The following is a 17,278-nucleotide window of genomic DNA, read 5'->3' on the forward strand; positions in this document are numbered from 1 at the left end:
TAGTTTTGAAATAGTTAGCTAAATGGGAGATGAATATATGTTATTAGGAATTGATATAGGCGGTACATTTACTGATGCTGTACTGATAGATTCAGGACATATTGCAGCTACATCAAAGTGTAGAACTACCCATGATAATATTATGCAGGGGTTGTTGTCTGCTTTGGATACTGTCTTAAAAGATATACGGGCTGTGGACATTGATAGAATTACATTGTCGACCACAGTGATTACCAATACAGTGATTCAGAAACAAGAAGAGCCTGTTGATTTGTATATTATAGCTGGACCTGGTATGAATGTATCCGACACATTACCTACGAAGCCTATTTTGGTGTCTGGATATACGAATCATCGAGGTATTGTAGTTGAACCACACGGATTAGTTGTTAGCGCCGCCTCACATAGGGTAGCCGCAGTATCTGGAAAGTTTTCTGTAAGGAATCCATCTGAAGAAAAAGCGTTAGCTAGTGAAATGATGCATAACTATCAATACATATCAGAAGGATCTAAGTTAAGTGGAACCTTAAACTTTCCTAGAAGGACAGTGAGTGCTTATTTTAATAGTGCTGTTTACGTTACATTTAAAAATTTTAAGGAAACTGTTATACAGGCTTTGAGAAAGCGAGGATTATTAGCGCCAGTATATATTTTGAAAGCCGATGGTGGGTCATTACCTATCGATACGATGATAGAACGCCCTGTAGAAACTGTATTTACAGGACCTGCTGCGAGTATTTTGGGATTAATGGCTCTCGATAATATGGGAACTAAGATGACAGTGGCCCTTGATATAGGTGGAACGACCACTGATATATCCTTATGGCGAGAAGGCAGACCACTCATGAGAAAACATGGTGTTACTATTCGAGAATACCCTAGTGCGGTACGCGGATTCTCTGTGCAATCTGTGGGGATTGGAGGAGAATCGGCTGTATCAATTCATGATGGAAAGGTACGTGTAGGACCTTTCCGCCAAGGACCTTCAGTGGCATTAGGAGGCACTATCCCCACATTGGGAGATGCGCTTATTGTATTAGGAAAAGCCAATTATGGTGATGAGAAAGCAGCTAGAGCGGCCATAGAAACATTGGGACATCAATTAGGCTTTGATGAGCAAACCATGGCAGAAAAAATTGTAACAAAAGCAGTGACAGTTATAGAAGATGCTATTCATTCTGTGGTAGAAGAAGAAAATAAGCGACCTATTTATGTTGTCAGTGATATTGTTAATCCAGATCGATTTATACCAGAACAACTCACAGTGGTAGGGGGAACGGCACAATCATTGGGTAGATTTATAAGTGAATCCATGAAATTGCCTTTACATATACCACCATCTGCTGCTGTTGCTAATGCAGTTGGCGCCGCTGTATCAAGAAGTTTTGTTGAATTAACAGTACACCTTGATACTAAAAAGAAAACATTAGTAGTGCCAGAATTAGGTATTGTTGAAAATAATGTAACGATGAATACCAATGATGAAGTGATAAAAAGAGTATTTTTTTATTTACAACAAGAGGCGGAACGATTACAGTTAGACGAAAACTCTCCCGGTGAAATTGTCAGCGTTGAGGATTTTCCTATCATAGATGATTGGCACTCAATGAACCGACTAATTACTGTAAAAGTTCAATTACAATCGGGGGTATGTATGCATGTATAAATCAGAATTAGGTCTTATATTTTTTCCAGCTTTTGATTGGAAAATATCGTCCACACATCCAGAACGACAAGAACGATTATTGTATACGCGTAATCAAATTGAAGAAGAAGGTTTACTAGATCACCCAGCCATTCGTGAATATAATCCTATTGTTGCTAGTTATGATAGCATTGAATAAGTTCATGTAGGTGTACCTAGTTTAGAAGATTGGGTAACACCAGCCCATCAAATATCTGCTGGTGGAGCCATAGTAGCCGCTGATAGTGTTCTTTCAAAAGACGTGCGTAGGGCATTTGCTTTGGTACGACCACCAGGACATCATGCGATGAGTATCGTTCATGGTATACGTGGGTTTTGTACTATTAATTCGGAAGCGATTATGGTCCAACATATTAGAAAGGTATATGGCATTCAAAAAATTGCTATTGTCGATACAGATGTACATCATGGAGATGGAACTCAGGACATTTTTTATCATGATCCTGATACACTATATATATCATTTCATCAAGATGGAAGAACGTTATATCCAGGTACAGGCTTTATGAATGAGTTCGGAGGACCTCAAGCAATTGGCGCTACTGTTAATATTCCATTGCCCCCAGGCACTGGCGATGAGGGACTAAAAAAAGTGATGACAGAGCTTGTGTTACCGATGATTCATGATTTTGGAGCGGAAATTATCATTAATTCTGCAGGGCAAGATAATCACTTTAGTGATCCTCTTGCTAATATGAATGTAATGGCTAAAGGTTATGCGGAGCTGGTTGATATACTAGATGCAGATATTGCAGTATTAGAAGGAGGCTACTCAGTACAGGATGCATTACCTTATATTAATACCGCTATTATATTATCTATGGCAGGACTTGATTATAGTAAAGTTATTGAACCAGCTTTTGATAAAGACCTATATGGGCAAAGTGCGGATGTTACTCGCTATATTGATATGTTGATAGATAAATGGAAATTACAATGGGATGATCGCCATAATTTACAAAAAAATGTTAGTGTCGATACAGGGGATTATTGGAAAAATACGAGAGAGATCTATTATGATGAATCTGGCATTAGGGAAACGAGGAGTGAAGTAGTTCGTATGTATCATAATAGCACGGGATGGCATAGTATTATGAGTACTGGCCGAGGAGGGCCATATGGACATCAATCAGTATATGCGATGTTTATTCCTTGGCAAGCGAATAAAAAATGTAGAGATGATGCGTATGATGTGATACTGAAAGAAAAACAATATGGTAATGCACAGCGATATGTGATTGTTGATCCCATGGGCGTAGGGCAAGAAGAAATTTAATTATAAGAAAAATTATGTTTGCTATATGATATCATCATGACTGATTTATAAAGTAATAGGTAACTTGTGCATTATATTAGAAGCATATAGTGTATATTTTGTATCTTAGTATGATACAATTGACTCGCTATAGAAGTAGGCCATGAGGTAGAATATATTTGCCTATGCTAGAATCATGTAGTAGAACGTGATAGAATAATTCTATACGATATGAGAAACATAAAGGAAGAAAAAAATATGAGAATTGATAATCGAGATAATGGACAGTTACGTTCTATTACTATTACAAGAAATTTTACTACCTATGCAGAAGGTTCCGTACTCATTGAATGTGGAAATACAAAAGTACTTTGCAACGCTAGTGTAGAAGAACGAGTACCTCGATTTTTAAAAGGATCCGGTCAAGGCTGGGTGACAGCAGAATACTCTTTATTACCTAGATCTACGATGACTCGTACTAGTCGTGAAGCTACTAAAGGAAGACAAACAGGACGTACTGTAGAAATTCAACGGTTAATTGGTCGTGCCTTACGAGCGGTTGTAGATTTAACAGCATTGGGAGAACGAACTATTACAATTGATTGCGATGTCATTCAGGCAGATGGAGGAACACGTACCATAGCTATTACAGGTGCATTTATTGCTTTGGTGGATGCGGTTGATACAATTTTTTCCGGAGATGGAATTTTTCCAGTTACAGAATTTTTAGCTGCTATCTCTGTGGGGATTGGACAGGATGGATTGATTACAGATTTATGCTATCATGAAGATAGTGAAGCTGTAGTTGATATGAATGTTGTTTCGACTGAATCAGGAAGATTAGTAGAGCTGCAAGGGACCGGGGAACATGGCACATTTTCTCGTAGTGAATTAAACTCTTTGCTAGATATGGCAGAAAAAGCGATTACAGAGTTGATTGGTTATCAGAAACAATCATTGGGTGCGTTAGCAGAAAAAGTAGGAGCTGTATATGAAATTAGTGCTGGCAACTAAGAATCAAGGTAAAATTCGAGAGTTTCAAGAAGCCTTTCATAGGTTAGGAATTGATTGTATAAGTATTCGTGACATTTCTAATGTGTCAGATCCAATAGAAAATGGCAATACATTTATAGAGAATGCAAAAATCAAGGCATTATATTATATGAATGCGTGTGGATTGCCTTGTTTAGCTGATGATTCAGGGCTTGATGTAGATATTCTTAATGGAGCACCCGGAATTTATTCGGCTCGTTATGCAGGAAAACATGGTGATGATGAGGCGAATAATCAAAAATTAATTTCTCAATTACAAGGCGTACCTATGTCAAAGCGAGGCGCACAATATGTATGTGCATTAGTATTAGTTTACCCTGATGGTCGAATGTATGAAGCGGAAGGAATTTGTAATGGAATTATTCAAGATGAACCAAAGGGAACAGAAGGCTTTGGTTATGATCCATATTTTTATGTTCCTAAATTCCGTAAAACTATGGCAGAATTGACAATAGAAGAAAAAGAATTGATTAGTCATAGAGGTCGTGCCTTACGCCAATTAATAGGGCAAATAGAAAAAATGGAGTAATATGAGACGTATAGGTGTTATTAGTGATACACATGGGTATCGAGAGGTAATTGATATAATTTTAGAAAAGACTAGAGATAAGCATATCGATATGTGGTTACATGCTGGTGATCTGGGTGACGATGCGCGTTATATGGCCACGAAAACGAATGTACCTGTTATTGCAGTACGGGGAAATAATGACAGACAGAGGCCGTTAGAACCAGAAGAACAACTCATTCCTTTCGAAGATACATATATTTATATGGTATATGGGCATAAAATTCCCTATTATAACCGTATTCAAGAGTTATTATATATAGGTGAAGCTATGGGAGCCACATTGGTAGTATCTGGACATACACATTATCATGCCTCTTATGAGGGACAAAATTGTTTGTATGTTAATCCAGGTAGTCCCATACTTCCACGAGATAAAAGTGGAGGTACATTTGCTATTGTTACCTATCAAGAAGAAAAATTTTCAGTTAAGTTTTATTATATGAATGACCTATAAAGTACAAACAATGATAATAGATTAATAGGTAAAAGTTATATAATGTTGTAGTAAAGGTGTATAGTAGACGTTAAGGTAAGTAATTGAGAAAGGTGTTAGGTGAAGCATGTCGGGTAAATCAAAAAATAAAATGAAGTTATATGGTTTTAATAATTTAACAAAAACGCTAAGCTTTAATATATATGATATTTGTTATACTCGCACAGAGGAAGAAAAAAAAGAGTATATTAAATATATTGATGAAGTGTATAATGCAGAACGGTTGACAGCTATATTGACAGAAGTATCTCATATTATTGGCGCGAATATTTTAAACATAGCTAGTCAAGATTATGATCCACAGGGAGCTAGTGTTACTATTTTGATTTCAGAAGAAGAACTTGAAAAAAAAGATGTAGTATGTCATTTAGACAAAAGTCACCTAACTGTTCATACCTATCCAGAAAGTCATCCTCATAAAGGAATTAGTACATTTAGAGCAGATATTGATGTATCTACTTGTGGAGAAATATCTCCATTAAATGCGTTGAATTATTTAATTGATAACTTTGACTCAGATATTATCAGTCTTGACTATCGGGTACGTGGCTTTACACGAGATATGTCAGGTAAGAAACTCTATATTGATCATCGCATTAATTCAATTCAAAACTATATTGCAGCCAAAACACGTAATCAATACAATATGATTGATGTTAATGTATATCAAGAAAATATTTTTCATACTAAGATGATGTTGAAAGAATATGACTTAGACAATTATTTATTTGGTATTACTAAAGAAGATTTAACACCTAAAGAACTTAAAGCAATTAATCAACAATTAAAGCAAGAGATGAGTGAAATTTTTTATGGGAGAAATTTACCATCTGTTAAAATGTAATAGTTGCTAGTGGCCGAATCTATCGATAAGAATAGCAGTTTACAATAAATTAAATCGAAAAAGATTGATTAAATCGAATTTGTTAGGTATAATAGAAACAGATACTAATAGATAAGAATACATGCATAGGTTGCAGATATAATTAGACTTTATGTAATATGGTATTATGATAATGTTATCCATAGGAGGGACAGTATGGATATTAAAGAAGAAGCAGTTGCAAAAAAAAGAGAATTACAGGGATTTTTGACAGTTACTAGTAAATATGAATTGAAAGATGCTCATGATTTATCAGTAGCTTATACACCAGGTGTGGCAGAACCCTGCTTATTAATCAAAGAAAATGAAGAAGAGTCTTTTGAATTAACTTGCCGCGGTAATATGGTAGCAGTTATTTCTGATGGTACTCGCGTATTAGGACTTGGTGATATTGGAGCGGCAGCGGCAATTCCAGTTATGGAAGGTAAGTCGTTATTATTCAAAAAATTTGGCGATGTGGACTGTGTTCCAGTTGTTATTGATACAAAAGATCCTGAGGTATTTATTAATACAGTTAAATTATTGCAAAAAAATTATGCAGGTATTAATTTGGAAGATATTTCATCCCCTAAGTGCTATGAAATTGAAAATCGTTTAAAAGCTGAATTAGATATTCCTGTCTTCCACGATGATCAACACGGTACCGCTATCGCTTGTCTAGCTGCTGTAAAAGGCGCTTTGCGCTTAGTAAAAAAAGAATTAGCTACAGCTAAAATCGTTGTGAATGGAGCTGGTGCGGCAGGTGCTAATATTGCTCGATTATTATACTTAGCAGGGGCTCGTAACATTACGGTGTTAGTGAGCTCGGGTGTGCTTCATAAAGATTATAAACGACTTGATTCGTTACAATCTGAACTTATCGATTTATTAGACTTAGAAAGTAAGCATGGTAATTTGGCAGAGAATGCTAAAGATGCTGATATTTTATTAGGCGTATCTGCAGCAGGAGCTTTTACAAAAGATATTTTAGAAAGTTTAGCTGATGATGCTATTGTGTTTGCCATGGCAAATCCTAATCCAGAAGCGACGTATGCAGATATGAAAGCAGCTGGTGTGCGTGTGGCTGGTACAGGTCGTTCTGATGCACCTAACCAAGTTAATAATGTAGCTGTATTCCCTGGTATTTTCAAGGGTGCTTTCAAAGTACGTGCCACACAAATTAATGATGAAATGAAATTGGCAGCAGCAGATGCATTATGTAATTTAGTATCTGACGCTGATTTGGCAGAAGATCATGTAGTAGCTTCTGTATTTGAACCAGGTGTAGCTGATGCAGTAGCTGATGCGGTAGCAAAAGTTGCGATTGAAACAGGGGTAGCTAAAAAACAATAATTGCTTATACATGTGATTTGAATATAGTTGTAAATTAGTTGTAGGCAGTTTTGGTAGAGATATAAAATAATATTGACGACCTTTAGTCAATGAAGTATATAATAAACGTGTCAAGTGGATTTTCATTTGACACGTTTATAGTTTTTTTGATAGTAATTATATTATATAAAGGGAGGTAGTTTTATGAATCATATACAAGAATCAGGAAAAACAATGAATACAAGAATGATAGTAGAAGCAGCGATGGCAATTGCTATTAGTTATATACTTCACTACATAGTGTTATTTCAGATGCCTCAAGGTGGTGCCATAAAGGCAGCAAACCTTGTGCCATTATTAATTTTTTCTTATCGATGGGGTGGAAAAGCTGGCATATTAGCATCGGTTACGTATGGACTTATTACATTTATTTTGGGATTTAAATTTTCTTTGCATATTATGAGCATTGTTCTTGATTATCTTGTAGCTTATGGCATAGTAGGTGTAGCAGGATTTTTTAAGGATAACACAAGAGGATTAGTAATGGGGAGTATTTTGGCTTGCTTCTTAAAATGGTGCGCTTCTGTGGTGAGTGGGGCTGTTATTTTTGCTTCCTATGCACCAGCAGGAGAAAATCCATGGATGTATTCCATGGTGTATAATGCATCATATATGCTACCAGATGCGTTGATTAATATAATAGTGTTGTTGATTGTTTATAATAGTATCAAAAAAGGCTTACGAAGAGTATCGTAATGAATAACTCTATATATCATTAGGATGTAAGAGGCGAAGATGGCATGTATGAAAATAGAGAATGGTAATACGATGAATAGAAACTCAATTATAGAAGAAACTATGTACTCTAGAATTTCTAATATGAGCTTAATTATTATGGCGGGAGGTATGAGTTCTCGCATGGGCTATTGTAAAGCCCTATTGCCTTGGGGCGACTCAGTGCTTATTGTAGAGCAGATTCGGAAAGGATTAGCAGCAGGATTTCAAGAGATTATTATTTCATTAGGTGTAGATTCAGAGCTAAATGAGCATATTATTTCTACGATTCGTAAATACATATCAGAGGATGATTGGAAACAAATTAGAGTTGTATACGATTCGATTCCTTCTTGTGGCCCCATACAAGGAATCATTAAGTCATTTCAATCTACTCTATGTGACTGGAACCTAGTGATAGCGGTAGATATGCCTTTTGTTGATTATCAATTGTTACTATCTTATACATGTGGCGATTATGAAAATGTCGAGTCGTATATACCTGTTCATGATGGCTATAGTGAACCTCTTGCAGGAGTCTATCATAGGTCATTATTAAAAAAATTTATTACTAGCTATCATGATGGATTCTATGCATTACAAACAGTAGTAGAGAAAGTAAAATCCAATCTTGTTGTAATGGATGCTTATCGCCATATGTTTATGAATATGAATACCTATGAAGAATATCAGTGGTGTAGGGCTCGCTTTGAAAGTGAAAACCGTGATGTACCTATTATTTCTGTGGTAGCGTCGCGTAGAAAAACGGGAAAAACCACATTTATTAAAAAACTCGTTAGTGAACTAACAAAAAGACATGTCGTAACAGGTGTCATTAAAAGTGATGCGCATCAATTTACAATGGATAAAGAGGGTAGTGATACGGATGAGGCCATTAAAGCAGGGGCAAAAGCTGTTATGATTGCGAGTCATAATGAATTAGCAATTCGAATTAAAGCAGATTATAAAAATCAGATGTATTATTTATCACAGATTCTTCCCGTCGAATTAGTTATTATGGAAACGAGAACACAAGGTGTATTTCCTACTATTGAAGTATTTCGAGAAAATTATACAGAAGAGCTTATGACCCCCTTCAATGAGTTGGTGGGACTAGTAGAAATCGACGAATCATCTAAGATAGGAACAATAGAGCATCATGATATACAAGATTTAATAGATACAAGTATTCGCGTGGGAGTGGCACAATTACATGACACAGGACAAGGTGAATTTTTTAAATCTATTATGAATCATAATATGGATATGATGAGAGAATCTTGTAATAAGGGTAAGCCGCCAATTCTTTTTTCCTATAAGGATGACACATCCTTTCAACTACTAGTTGATGCTATTTGTCGCTATATAGTTAGGAAATAATTTATTTCAGTTGCTTAGAAAGAGGTAGTGTATGGCAGGCATAAGAGTAGAAGAAGTACGAAAAAAATGGAAAATTGCCTTGAGCAAATATTCATTAGAATCTATTGTGGTACCTATCAATGAGGCATTAGGTTATATTTTAGCAGAACCGATTATTGCTAAGACTGATATACCGGCCTTTAGAAAATCTCCTTATGATGGATATGCACTTACTTATGAACCTAATTGTAAAGAATATAAGGTGATTGATGTAATTGGTGCTGGAGTAGATTATAAAAAGAATATTTCTAAGGGTGAATGTATTAAAATTATGACGGGGGCTCCAGTTCCAGATTCATGTGACACGATTATTATGCAAGAACAGTGTGTAGGAGATGGTAGAATTGGTACTACTATTTCTATACAAGGAAATCACGTTTCAGGGGAGAATATTATCCCTCAAGGGGAAGAATGTAAATGTGGACAGACTGTAGTGGAACCAGGACTTTGTATTGATGCTGGTATAATATCGATGGCGGTAGGATTAGGATATACAGAGATTAGTGTATATAAACCACTTACGGCAGCAGTCATTACATCAGGAAAAGAAATTATTGAACCAGGAAATCAGTTAGAGAAAGGTCAAATATTTAATTCGAATCGTTATTTACTCACTGGATTATTACGGGCAGCGGGGATTAATAATATATCCTATTGCCATATCAGCGATGATCCAACATTATTAGAAAAGGAAATTGAACGAGTTCGTACTAGTATTGATACGGTAGATATTGTCATTAGTACTGGTGGCGTTTCTGTAGGCGTATTTGATTATATGCCTAGCATTTTTGAACGATTAGGAGGCGATAGCCTATATCGACGTATTATGATGCGACCAGGAGCGGCGTCGTATGGGTGCATTAGAGAACGATATGTTGGACATACAAAAAAATTACAATGTATTTGGGGTCTATCGGGAAATCCAGCAGCAGCATATAATAGTTGGTATTTACTTGCATTACCTACTATTTATCAATTGCAAGGACGAAAGTGTACAGACCTGTCTGTCATGACTTGTAAGTTAGAAGTGGTTCTTACTAAAAAAAATCCTGTTGATCGATATGTACAAGGACAGATTATATTGATAGATGGCAAACCTATATTTAGACCTAATAAACTATTTTCGGGCAGTGCGTTACTCGGCCTACAAGCCGTTAATGGGTTGGCAAAACTACCTCAAGGAACTATGCATTATGAGGTGGGCGATGAGGTTTCTGTAATCATATTGCGATAGACTAGTTATTAATAAAAATGAATAGGCAACTACATAAAAATATGATATACTTTGTGGAAAGTATAGTCACAACAAAACACTCCTAAAGTTTCTTTGGGAGTATTTTGTTGTGTATGATGAATAATGAGGTGGAATATGGGGTCTTTAAAAAAGCTTAGTTTATCAACATGGATCTTAATTGGTTTAGTACTGGGAATTATTGTCGGTGCTATTTCTCCTGATTTAGGTAAGGCAATGAAGCCATTAGGCGATGTTTTTATACGAATGATTAAAATGATAGTAGTACCTCTCATATTTAGTTCTTTAATCATGGGCATTGCTGGTACAGGAGATTTTAAAAAATTAGGCCGATTAGGCGGAAAATCTATTGTTTGGTTTGAAGTAGCAACAACATTAGCATTAATTATAGGCTTATTATTAGTAAATTTAGTAGGGCCTGGCCATGGTGTCAATATTGCAGCACAAGCTAGTGAAGCAGTTCAAAAGGCCGCTCATGCTAAACCGTTAGATCATATACAAATGCTAGTCAATATTGTACCTACTAATATTATTGATGCAATGGCACGTGCTGATATGCTTGAAATTATATTTTTTAGCTGTATTTTTGCTATTGCTGCCGCCAAAGCTGGTGATGAAGGAAAAGCTATTATTAGCTTATCTAAAGATGTAACACATATTATGTTTAATGTAACACATTATGTTATGAAAGTATCGCCTATTGGTATTTTTGGCGCCATTGCTTATACAGTTGGACTATATGGTCTTGATGTGTTATTGCCATTAATTAAATTAATTGCTTGTTTATATGTGGCACTAATTATATTCTTAATATTAGTATTAGCCATAGCATCAGCATTTACTAAAGTTAGCATGTTTAAATTGATAGTGGCACTAAAAGAACCATTATTATTAGCGTTTACTACATCTGCTAGTGAAGCGGCACTACCTATTGCTATGGATAAGTTAGAACGGTTAGGCATACCGAAACATATAGTTAGTTTTGTACTTCCTTTAGGATATACATTTAACTTGGATGGATCTACTTTATATAGTTGCTTAGCAACCATGTTTCTAGCACAAATGTATGGTATTGAAATGTCTATTACGGCACAAATTGGTATGCTGCTTGTTCTTATGGTTTCTACTAAGGGAATTGCAGGTGTACCAGGATCAGCATTAATTGTTATTGCTAGTACCGTATCTGCTTTTGGTATTCCTGTTGAAGGGATTGCTATCATCTTAGGAATTGACCGTATTTTAGATATGGCTCGTACTTGTTGTAATGTAACCGGCAACTGTATTGCTGCTGTAGTAGTGGCTCGCTGGGAAAAAGAGGCGACTGCTGATGCGATTAACTATCGCATTGATCACCCATATACTGACTCTGAGTTGGAATCAATTAATAACTGATATATTAAATCTTATATATCTTAAAATATATTATTGGTCATTCGCATCTAGTATAGTAATACCTCCTTTAAAAGATGCTACATGGGTAGGATACGTATAGTAATAAAAGTGTTGCTGTACTCGATTATTTTAATAAAACATCCATTGATACATATAATAGAATTACAGAAAAAGTAGTCATATAGTTGCCATACTAGTTATATTCTAAGGCATTATGTAGGTGTTCTAGTAGTAGATATAGTTAGGTATATGTGAGATAAGTGCATCGGGAGGTTCTATGGAATATTTTAAGTATAAATATGATCATAATCATATTAGATTTAATAGTCATATTTATAAAGTGGGATCATACCATTATAATTGGCATCCAGAAACAGAAGTACTTGTGTTGTTAAAAGGAAAAGTTGAAGTGTGTCATGATAGTGAATGTACATATATGGAAGCAAATGACGTAATTATTTACTCACCACAGTGTGGACATGCCACATTAGCACTAGAAGAAAATAGTATTGCGATGGTATTGCATATTGATATTAATTTTTTTTCTAGTTTTAATAAAAACTTTAAGAAATATGTTTTTTGCATAGGTTCTAATGCCCATACGCGTGATAATATTTTTTACCGATACATTCGTGCACAAATGGCTGAATTATTATTACTACAAAAAAATAGTAACCTTATAGCTACAGATTATATGTTAATAGAATCGTTATTTATTAATATGTCAAGAGCCGTATATGAAAAAGTGAGTAAAATATGGCAAATTCCTAAAGGTGTAGGACCAGTAGATGAAATACAAGCTACATTTAGTAAGATGATTGAATATATTGATAGACATTATAGAGAGCGAATTACTCTTGCTGATATAGCTAAGATAGGAGGATATAATCTTAGCTATACTTCTCAATTTTTTAAAAGACAACTAGGTATCTCTTTTATAGAGTACATACTTAGAATGCGATTAAGAGATGCAGCTATATTGCTAGCTAATACTGATACACGGATTGCAATTATTGCCAATATGTGTGGATTTTCAGATATAAAAGCATTTAATACTGCTTTTAAAAAATATTTAAAAATGACTCCATCTGAGTATAGGAGATACTCAAAAGCTGATATAAAACAAACTTATTTAGACGATTGGAAAGAGTTTATTCATACTGGTGATGAGGAAATTATTGGTTTGCTGAAAGTGATGAAGAGTGAGAAAGATATAGAGAATAAGGATATTGAGAATTATAAAATTAATAGTGAAAAGTTTCATAAAATTCGAAGTGAGTTAGAAAAAATATTGAATATATAAAAAGAATACCAATAGGCGTTTTTTTATATAATGATTACATAAATAAGGCTATAGCATATCTATGTTATGGCATTATTTTTTTATAGAATAATGAATTTTTTATCACTATAAGTAAAGAGGATTAACTATATTCTTACTAGTGCTATATACATGTAATTGATTATGATTTTAATTATAAATATATAGAATATAGGGAAAATAATATATATAGTTCGAAAAACGAATAGTAAAAATTACTAATATGCATAAAATTTATTGATAATATCATCTTTTAATTTGGATAGAGCTTTTTATAAATTTAATTAGAATAAAAGTATAGAAGCTATGATTTATATATGAGTATAAGTATATAAAGATAGTAGTATATTTTAGTAAGTATTTACCGGTTTATTATGAGAACATAGGTATTGGAGGATTTCTATGAGCGATACAAACCAATTAGAAAAAATGACTCATGTTATTGCTGAATTTGTTGCATATATGGCACGAAAGTTGCCAGATGATGTGGAAAGCAAAATTAAAGAATTAGCAAGTGATGAAAAAAATCCATTAGCAAGAACTATTTATGAGACTATGAAAAAAAATATGGAGTTAGCTATGGCATTGAAAAGACCATCTTGCCAAGATACTGGAGTGCTTCAATATTGGGTAAAATGTGGGGCCCAGTATCCTTTTATAGGGGAATTGGAAAGTATATTAAGAAATGCAACCTATATAGCTACAAAGAATGCGCCACTTCGTCATAATTGTGTTGAAACATTTGATGAATACAATACAGGTAAAAATATAGGAACAAGTGCACCGTACATTATGTGGGATATTATACCTAATCGTGATGATGTAGAAATATTTCCTTATATGGCTGGCGGAGGCTGTTCTTTGCCAGGTAGTGGAAAAACTTTAATGCCAGGAGAAGGATATGAGGGGGTAGCGAAATTTGTCTTAGATCTAATGACAAGTTACGGTTTAAACGCATGTCCTCCATTACTGGTAGGTGTAGGAGTTGCTACTTCAATTGATACAGCAGCATTGTTCTCTAAGAAGGCATTGATGAGACCAGTATCTTCTAGAAATGAAAATGAAAAAGCAGCGTATATGGAAGATTTATTAACTGATGGTATTAATGCATTACATTTAGGACCACAAGGTATGGGGGGGAGTGCCTCTGTATTGGGCGTCAATATTGAAAGAGGTGCGCGCCATCCATCTGTTATTAGTGTAGCTGTAAATGTGGGATGTTGGAATCATCGAAGAGGGCACATAATATTCAATAAAGATGGATCATATAAAATTTTATCGCATAGTGGGGTGACATTTTAATGGAAAAGAAAATTTTAACAACGCCAATTTCTTTAGAAGACATAAAAAATATTCATGCAGGCGATATTGTATATCTAACAGGTCATATTACAACTTGTAGAGATGTAGCACATCGTCGATTAGTTGAGTATGGTAGGGAGTTGCCTGTAGATATTCGTAATGGAGCTATTTTGCATGCAGGACCAATTGTGCGTGAATTGGGAGACAATGAGTATGAAATGATTTCTGTAGGACCAACTACATCTATGCGAATGGAAAAATTTGAATATGAATTTGTTAAGAATACAGGCGTGAGGATCATTGTGGGCAAAGGTGGTATGGGACCTGAAACACAACGTGCATGTCAAGAATTTGGAGCATTGCATCTTGTATTTCCTGCAGGTAATGCCGTACTAGCCGCTACTGAAGTTGAAGAAATTGAACAAGCTAATTGGAAAGAATTAGGCATGCCTGAAACATTGTGGACTTGCCGTGTTAAAGAGTTTGGCCCACTTATTGTATCTATTGATACACATGGTCGTAATTATTTTGAAGAAAAAAAAGTAGAATATAACAAGAAAAAAGAAGAAGTACTAATGGATATTTATAAACATGTAAGTTTTATAAAATAATTACTACATATAGAATAAATAGATTTATAAAAAAGCTAATCATACCATTATTTCTGTAGTGATTAACGATTGGTAAATCATTACAATATATCTTTAGAAAATTGTACATTGAAATCTTTTTGTTGCGTTGTAATCTTGAGGTATTTGATTAAATTCGTCAATAAGAATGGATTCTAAATAGCTTTTCGTAGAAGACATAATGGAATGTGAGAGCGGCTGATGTTATTTGTTCTGAGAGGAGTGTAAAAATGGATGCTATTAGTATTACATTAGTATTTCTAGTATTTGCAGTAGTTATGTTTATTTGGGAAAAAATCCCATTATCGATTACAGCAATGGTTGTCGCCATCGGTTTAAATATTACTGGTATTTTAACACCTAAAGAAGTATTTAACGGTTTTGTTGATTCAAATGTTTTATTATTTATGGCAATGTTTATAGTAGGGGCTGCTTTTTTTGAAACAGGTGTAGCGGCATATGTAGGATCGTTAGTCACAAAATTTGCTAAAACAGAACGAATGTTACTGGTGGCAGTTATGGGAATTACAGGAATTTTATCTGGATTTTTGTCAAATACAGGAACAGCAGCGGTTTTAATTCCTGTTGTTATTGGAATTGCTAATAGTTCAGGTCTTAAAATTACAAAATTGTTAATGCCTTTATCTATGGCAGCCGCTATGGGAGGTAATTTAAGTCTAATTGGTGCACCTGGTAATATGATTGCTCAATCCAATTTAGAATCTATCTTACATATGAAATTTGGATTTTTTGATTATGGGATCATAGGACTACCTGTACTGATTATCGGAATTCTATTTTTTACGACTATAGGGTTTAAATTGTTGCCAAATCAATCATCAAGGACTCCAGATAGTACGTATGAACAGATTAATGATTATAGTGACGTTCCAATGTGGAAAAAGTGGATTGCTAGTATTGTATTAATCGCAACTATAATAGGGATGATATTTGAAGATTATATCGGTATTAAGCTATATATTACTGCTTGGATTGGCGCATTAGTACTAGTAGCAACAGGTGTTATTAACGAAACTCAAGCCGTTAAATCAATTGATATGAAAACGATTCTTTTATTTGTTGGGTCACTAGCATTGGCTTCTTCATTGGTAAAAACAGGGGCAGGTACATTAATAGCAACAACAATTATTAATACAATGGGTACGAATCCAGATCCTTTTATTATGATGACGGTATTATTTTTGATTACTGCTATATTAACAAATGTTATGTCTAATACAGCAGCTTGTGCGTTAATGGTTCCTATTGCAATTTCTTTGTCAGCGCAAATAGGAGCAGATCCTAAGGCTGTATTAGTAGCTATTGTGATTGGTAGTTCTTGTGCTTATGCAACACCAATAGGTATGCCCGCGAATACAATGGTTTATAATGTGGCGGGATATTCATTTATGGATTATATAAAAGCAGGAGGACCATTAGTAATTGTTTCTATTATCGTATCCTTAGTTTTATTACCCATTTTTTTCCCATTTTACCCATAAGAATAGTAGCTGTTTTGACAGATAGTATTATATAGAGAATAATAACTTTTAAGGATAATATGTTATTCGCAGAAAGTTAGTATAAAAAGACTGCATTAAAATTAGTAGCAATCTACATAATCTTGATGCAGTCTTTTTGAAGGAGAATGGATTGTTTATATCAGATATCTATATATGAGGATGAAATACGAGGTTTTATTGGAGGGCTCGCAAATTTATATAGACTGAATATATACTAAAGATATGTTGAGGAGTAAGGTATTTAGTATAGTATATAGTATCTAATATAAAATATATAGTTGGTAGAGCACCATCTACACATTAAGCATATACGTTAGCCGTCTAATAATAGTCAAAAACACTAAATAATACACAAAAAATATTTGTTAGACGAAATATGTATAGATACTGTATAA

General features: G+C 34.5%; 14 protein-coding genes and 1 pseudogene. All 15 read left to right on the plus strand.

Translation table 11 applies throughout. The features are described 5' to 3' along the window. Positions 1-37 precede the first annotated feature (37 nt). The 15 genes and pseudogenes from P6940_RS00900 (at position 38) to P6940_RS00975 (ending at position 16,862) form a co-directional block, all read left to right on the plus strand. Positions 38-1,666 carry a hydantoinase/oxoprolinase family protein gene (locus P6940_RS00900; RefSeq protein WP_277292913.1) on the plus strand — a complete coding sequence of 543 codons (1,629 nt, stop codon included), beginning with the start codon at positions 38-40 and terminating at the stop codon, positions 1,664-1,666. Beyond that, positions 1,659-2,981: pseudogene (locus tag P6940_RS00910) on the plus strand (histone deacetylase family protein). Before P6940_RS00900 ends, P6940_RS00910 begins: the two are co-directional and overlap by 8 nt. A gap of 237 nt (positions 2,982-3,218) precedes the next feature. After that, positions 3,219-3,974, plus strand: a complete 756-nt coding sequence (gene rph / locus P6940_RS00915) for a ribonuclease PH (RefSeq protein ID WP_338116620.1) — start codon at positions 3,219-3,221, stop codon at positions 3,972-3,974. Continuing rightward, complete coding sequence (locus tag P6940_RS00920; RefSeq protein WP_277292917.1) at positions 3,952-4,542, plus strand: XTP/dITP diphosphatase; 591 nt, start codon at positions 3,952-3,954, stop codon at positions 4,540-4,542. Before rph ends, P6940_RS00920 begins: the two co-directional genes overlap by 23 nt. Position 4,543: 1 nt before the next feature. After that, positions 4,544-5,038 carry a metallophosphoesterase family protein gene (locus tag P6940_RS00925; protein ID WP_277292918.1) on the plus strand — a complete coding sequence of 165 codons (495 nt, stop codon included), beginning with the start codon at positions 4,544-4,546 and terminating at the stop codon, positions 5,036-5,038. A 106-nt stretch (positions 5,039-5,144) separates the two neighbouring features. Next, positions 5,145-5,921: an adenosylmethionine decarboxylase gene (speD, locus tag P6940_RS00930; protein ID WP_028257190.1), complete on the plus strand. Its 777-nt coding sequence runs from the start codon at positions 5,145-5,147 to the stop codon at positions 5,919-5,921. 195 nt (positions 5,922-6,116) lie between these two features. Beyond that, positions 6,117-7,292: an NAD(P)-dependent malic enzyme gene (locus P6940_RS00935; protein WP_038151413.1), complete on the plus strand. Its 1,176-nt coding sequence runs from the start codon at positions 6,117-6,119 to the stop codon at positions 7,290-7,292. A 183-nt stretch (positions 7,293-7,475) separates the two neighbouring features. Then, positions 7,476-8,027 carry an energy-coupled thiamine transporter ThiT gene (thiT, locus tag P6940_RS00940; protein WP_051211977.1) on the plus strand — a complete coding sequence of 184 codons (552 nt, stop codon included), beginning with the start codon at positions 7,476-7,478 and terminating at the stop codon, positions 8,025-8,027. A gap of 48 nt (positions 8,028-8,075) precedes the next feature. Continuing rightward, a complete protein-coding gene (locus P6940_RS00945; protein WP_197049763.1) occupies positions 8,076-9,425 on the plus strand; it encodes a molybdopterin-guanine dinucleotide biosynthesis protein MobB in 1,350 nt (449 codons plus the stop codon). A 31-nt stretch (positions 9,426-9,456) separates the two neighbouring features. Further along, entirely contained in the window at positions 9,457-10,698 is a 1,242-nt protein-coding gene (locus P6940_RS00950) for a molybdopterin molybdotransferase MoeA (RefSeq protein WP_028257187.1), read from the plus strand. 135 nt (positions 10,699-10,833) lie between these two features. Then, positions 10,834-12,108: a dicarboxylate/amino acid:cation symporter gene (locus P6940_RS00955; protein ID WP_038151412.1), complete on the plus strand. Its 1,275-nt coding sequence runs from the start codon at positions 10,834-10,836 to the stop codon at positions 12,106-12,108. 277 nt (positions 12,109-12,385) lie between these two features. Next, positions 12,386-13,411 (plus strand): AraC family transcriptional regulator, encoded by a 1,026-nt coding sequence (locus P6940_RS00960; RefSeq protein WP_038151410.1) that lies wholly within the window; start codon positions 12,386-12,388, stop codon positions 13,409-13,411. Between the two features lie 420 nt (positions 13,412-13,831). Next, complete coding sequence (gene ttdA / locus P6940_RS00965) at positions 13,832-14,731, plus strand: L(+)-tartrate dehydratase subunit alpha (protein WP_038151408.1); 900 nt, start codon at positions 13,832-13,834, stop codon at positions 14,729-14,731. Continuing rightward, entirely contained in the window at positions 14,731-15,342 is a 612-nt protein-coding gene (gene ttdB / locus P6940_RS00970; protein ID WP_028257183.1) for a L(+)-tartrate dehydratase subunit beta, read from the plus strand. The genes ttdA and ttdB overlap by 1 nt, the downstream gene beginning before the upstream one ends. A gap of 248 nt (positions 15,343-15,590) precedes the next feature. Beyond that, positions 15,591-16,862: an SLC13 family permease gene (locus P6940_RS00975; protein WP_028257182.1), complete on the plus strand. Its 1,272-nt coding sequence runs from the start codon at positions 15,591-15,593 to the stop codon at positions 16,860-16,862. The last annotated feature ends 416 nt before the right edge of the window (positions 16,863-17,278 follow it).

Source organism: Veillonella montpellierensis, assembly GCF_947090115.1.
Lineage (GTDB): Bacteria > Bacillota > Negativicutes > Veillonellales > Veillonellaceae > Veillonella > Veillonella montpellierensis.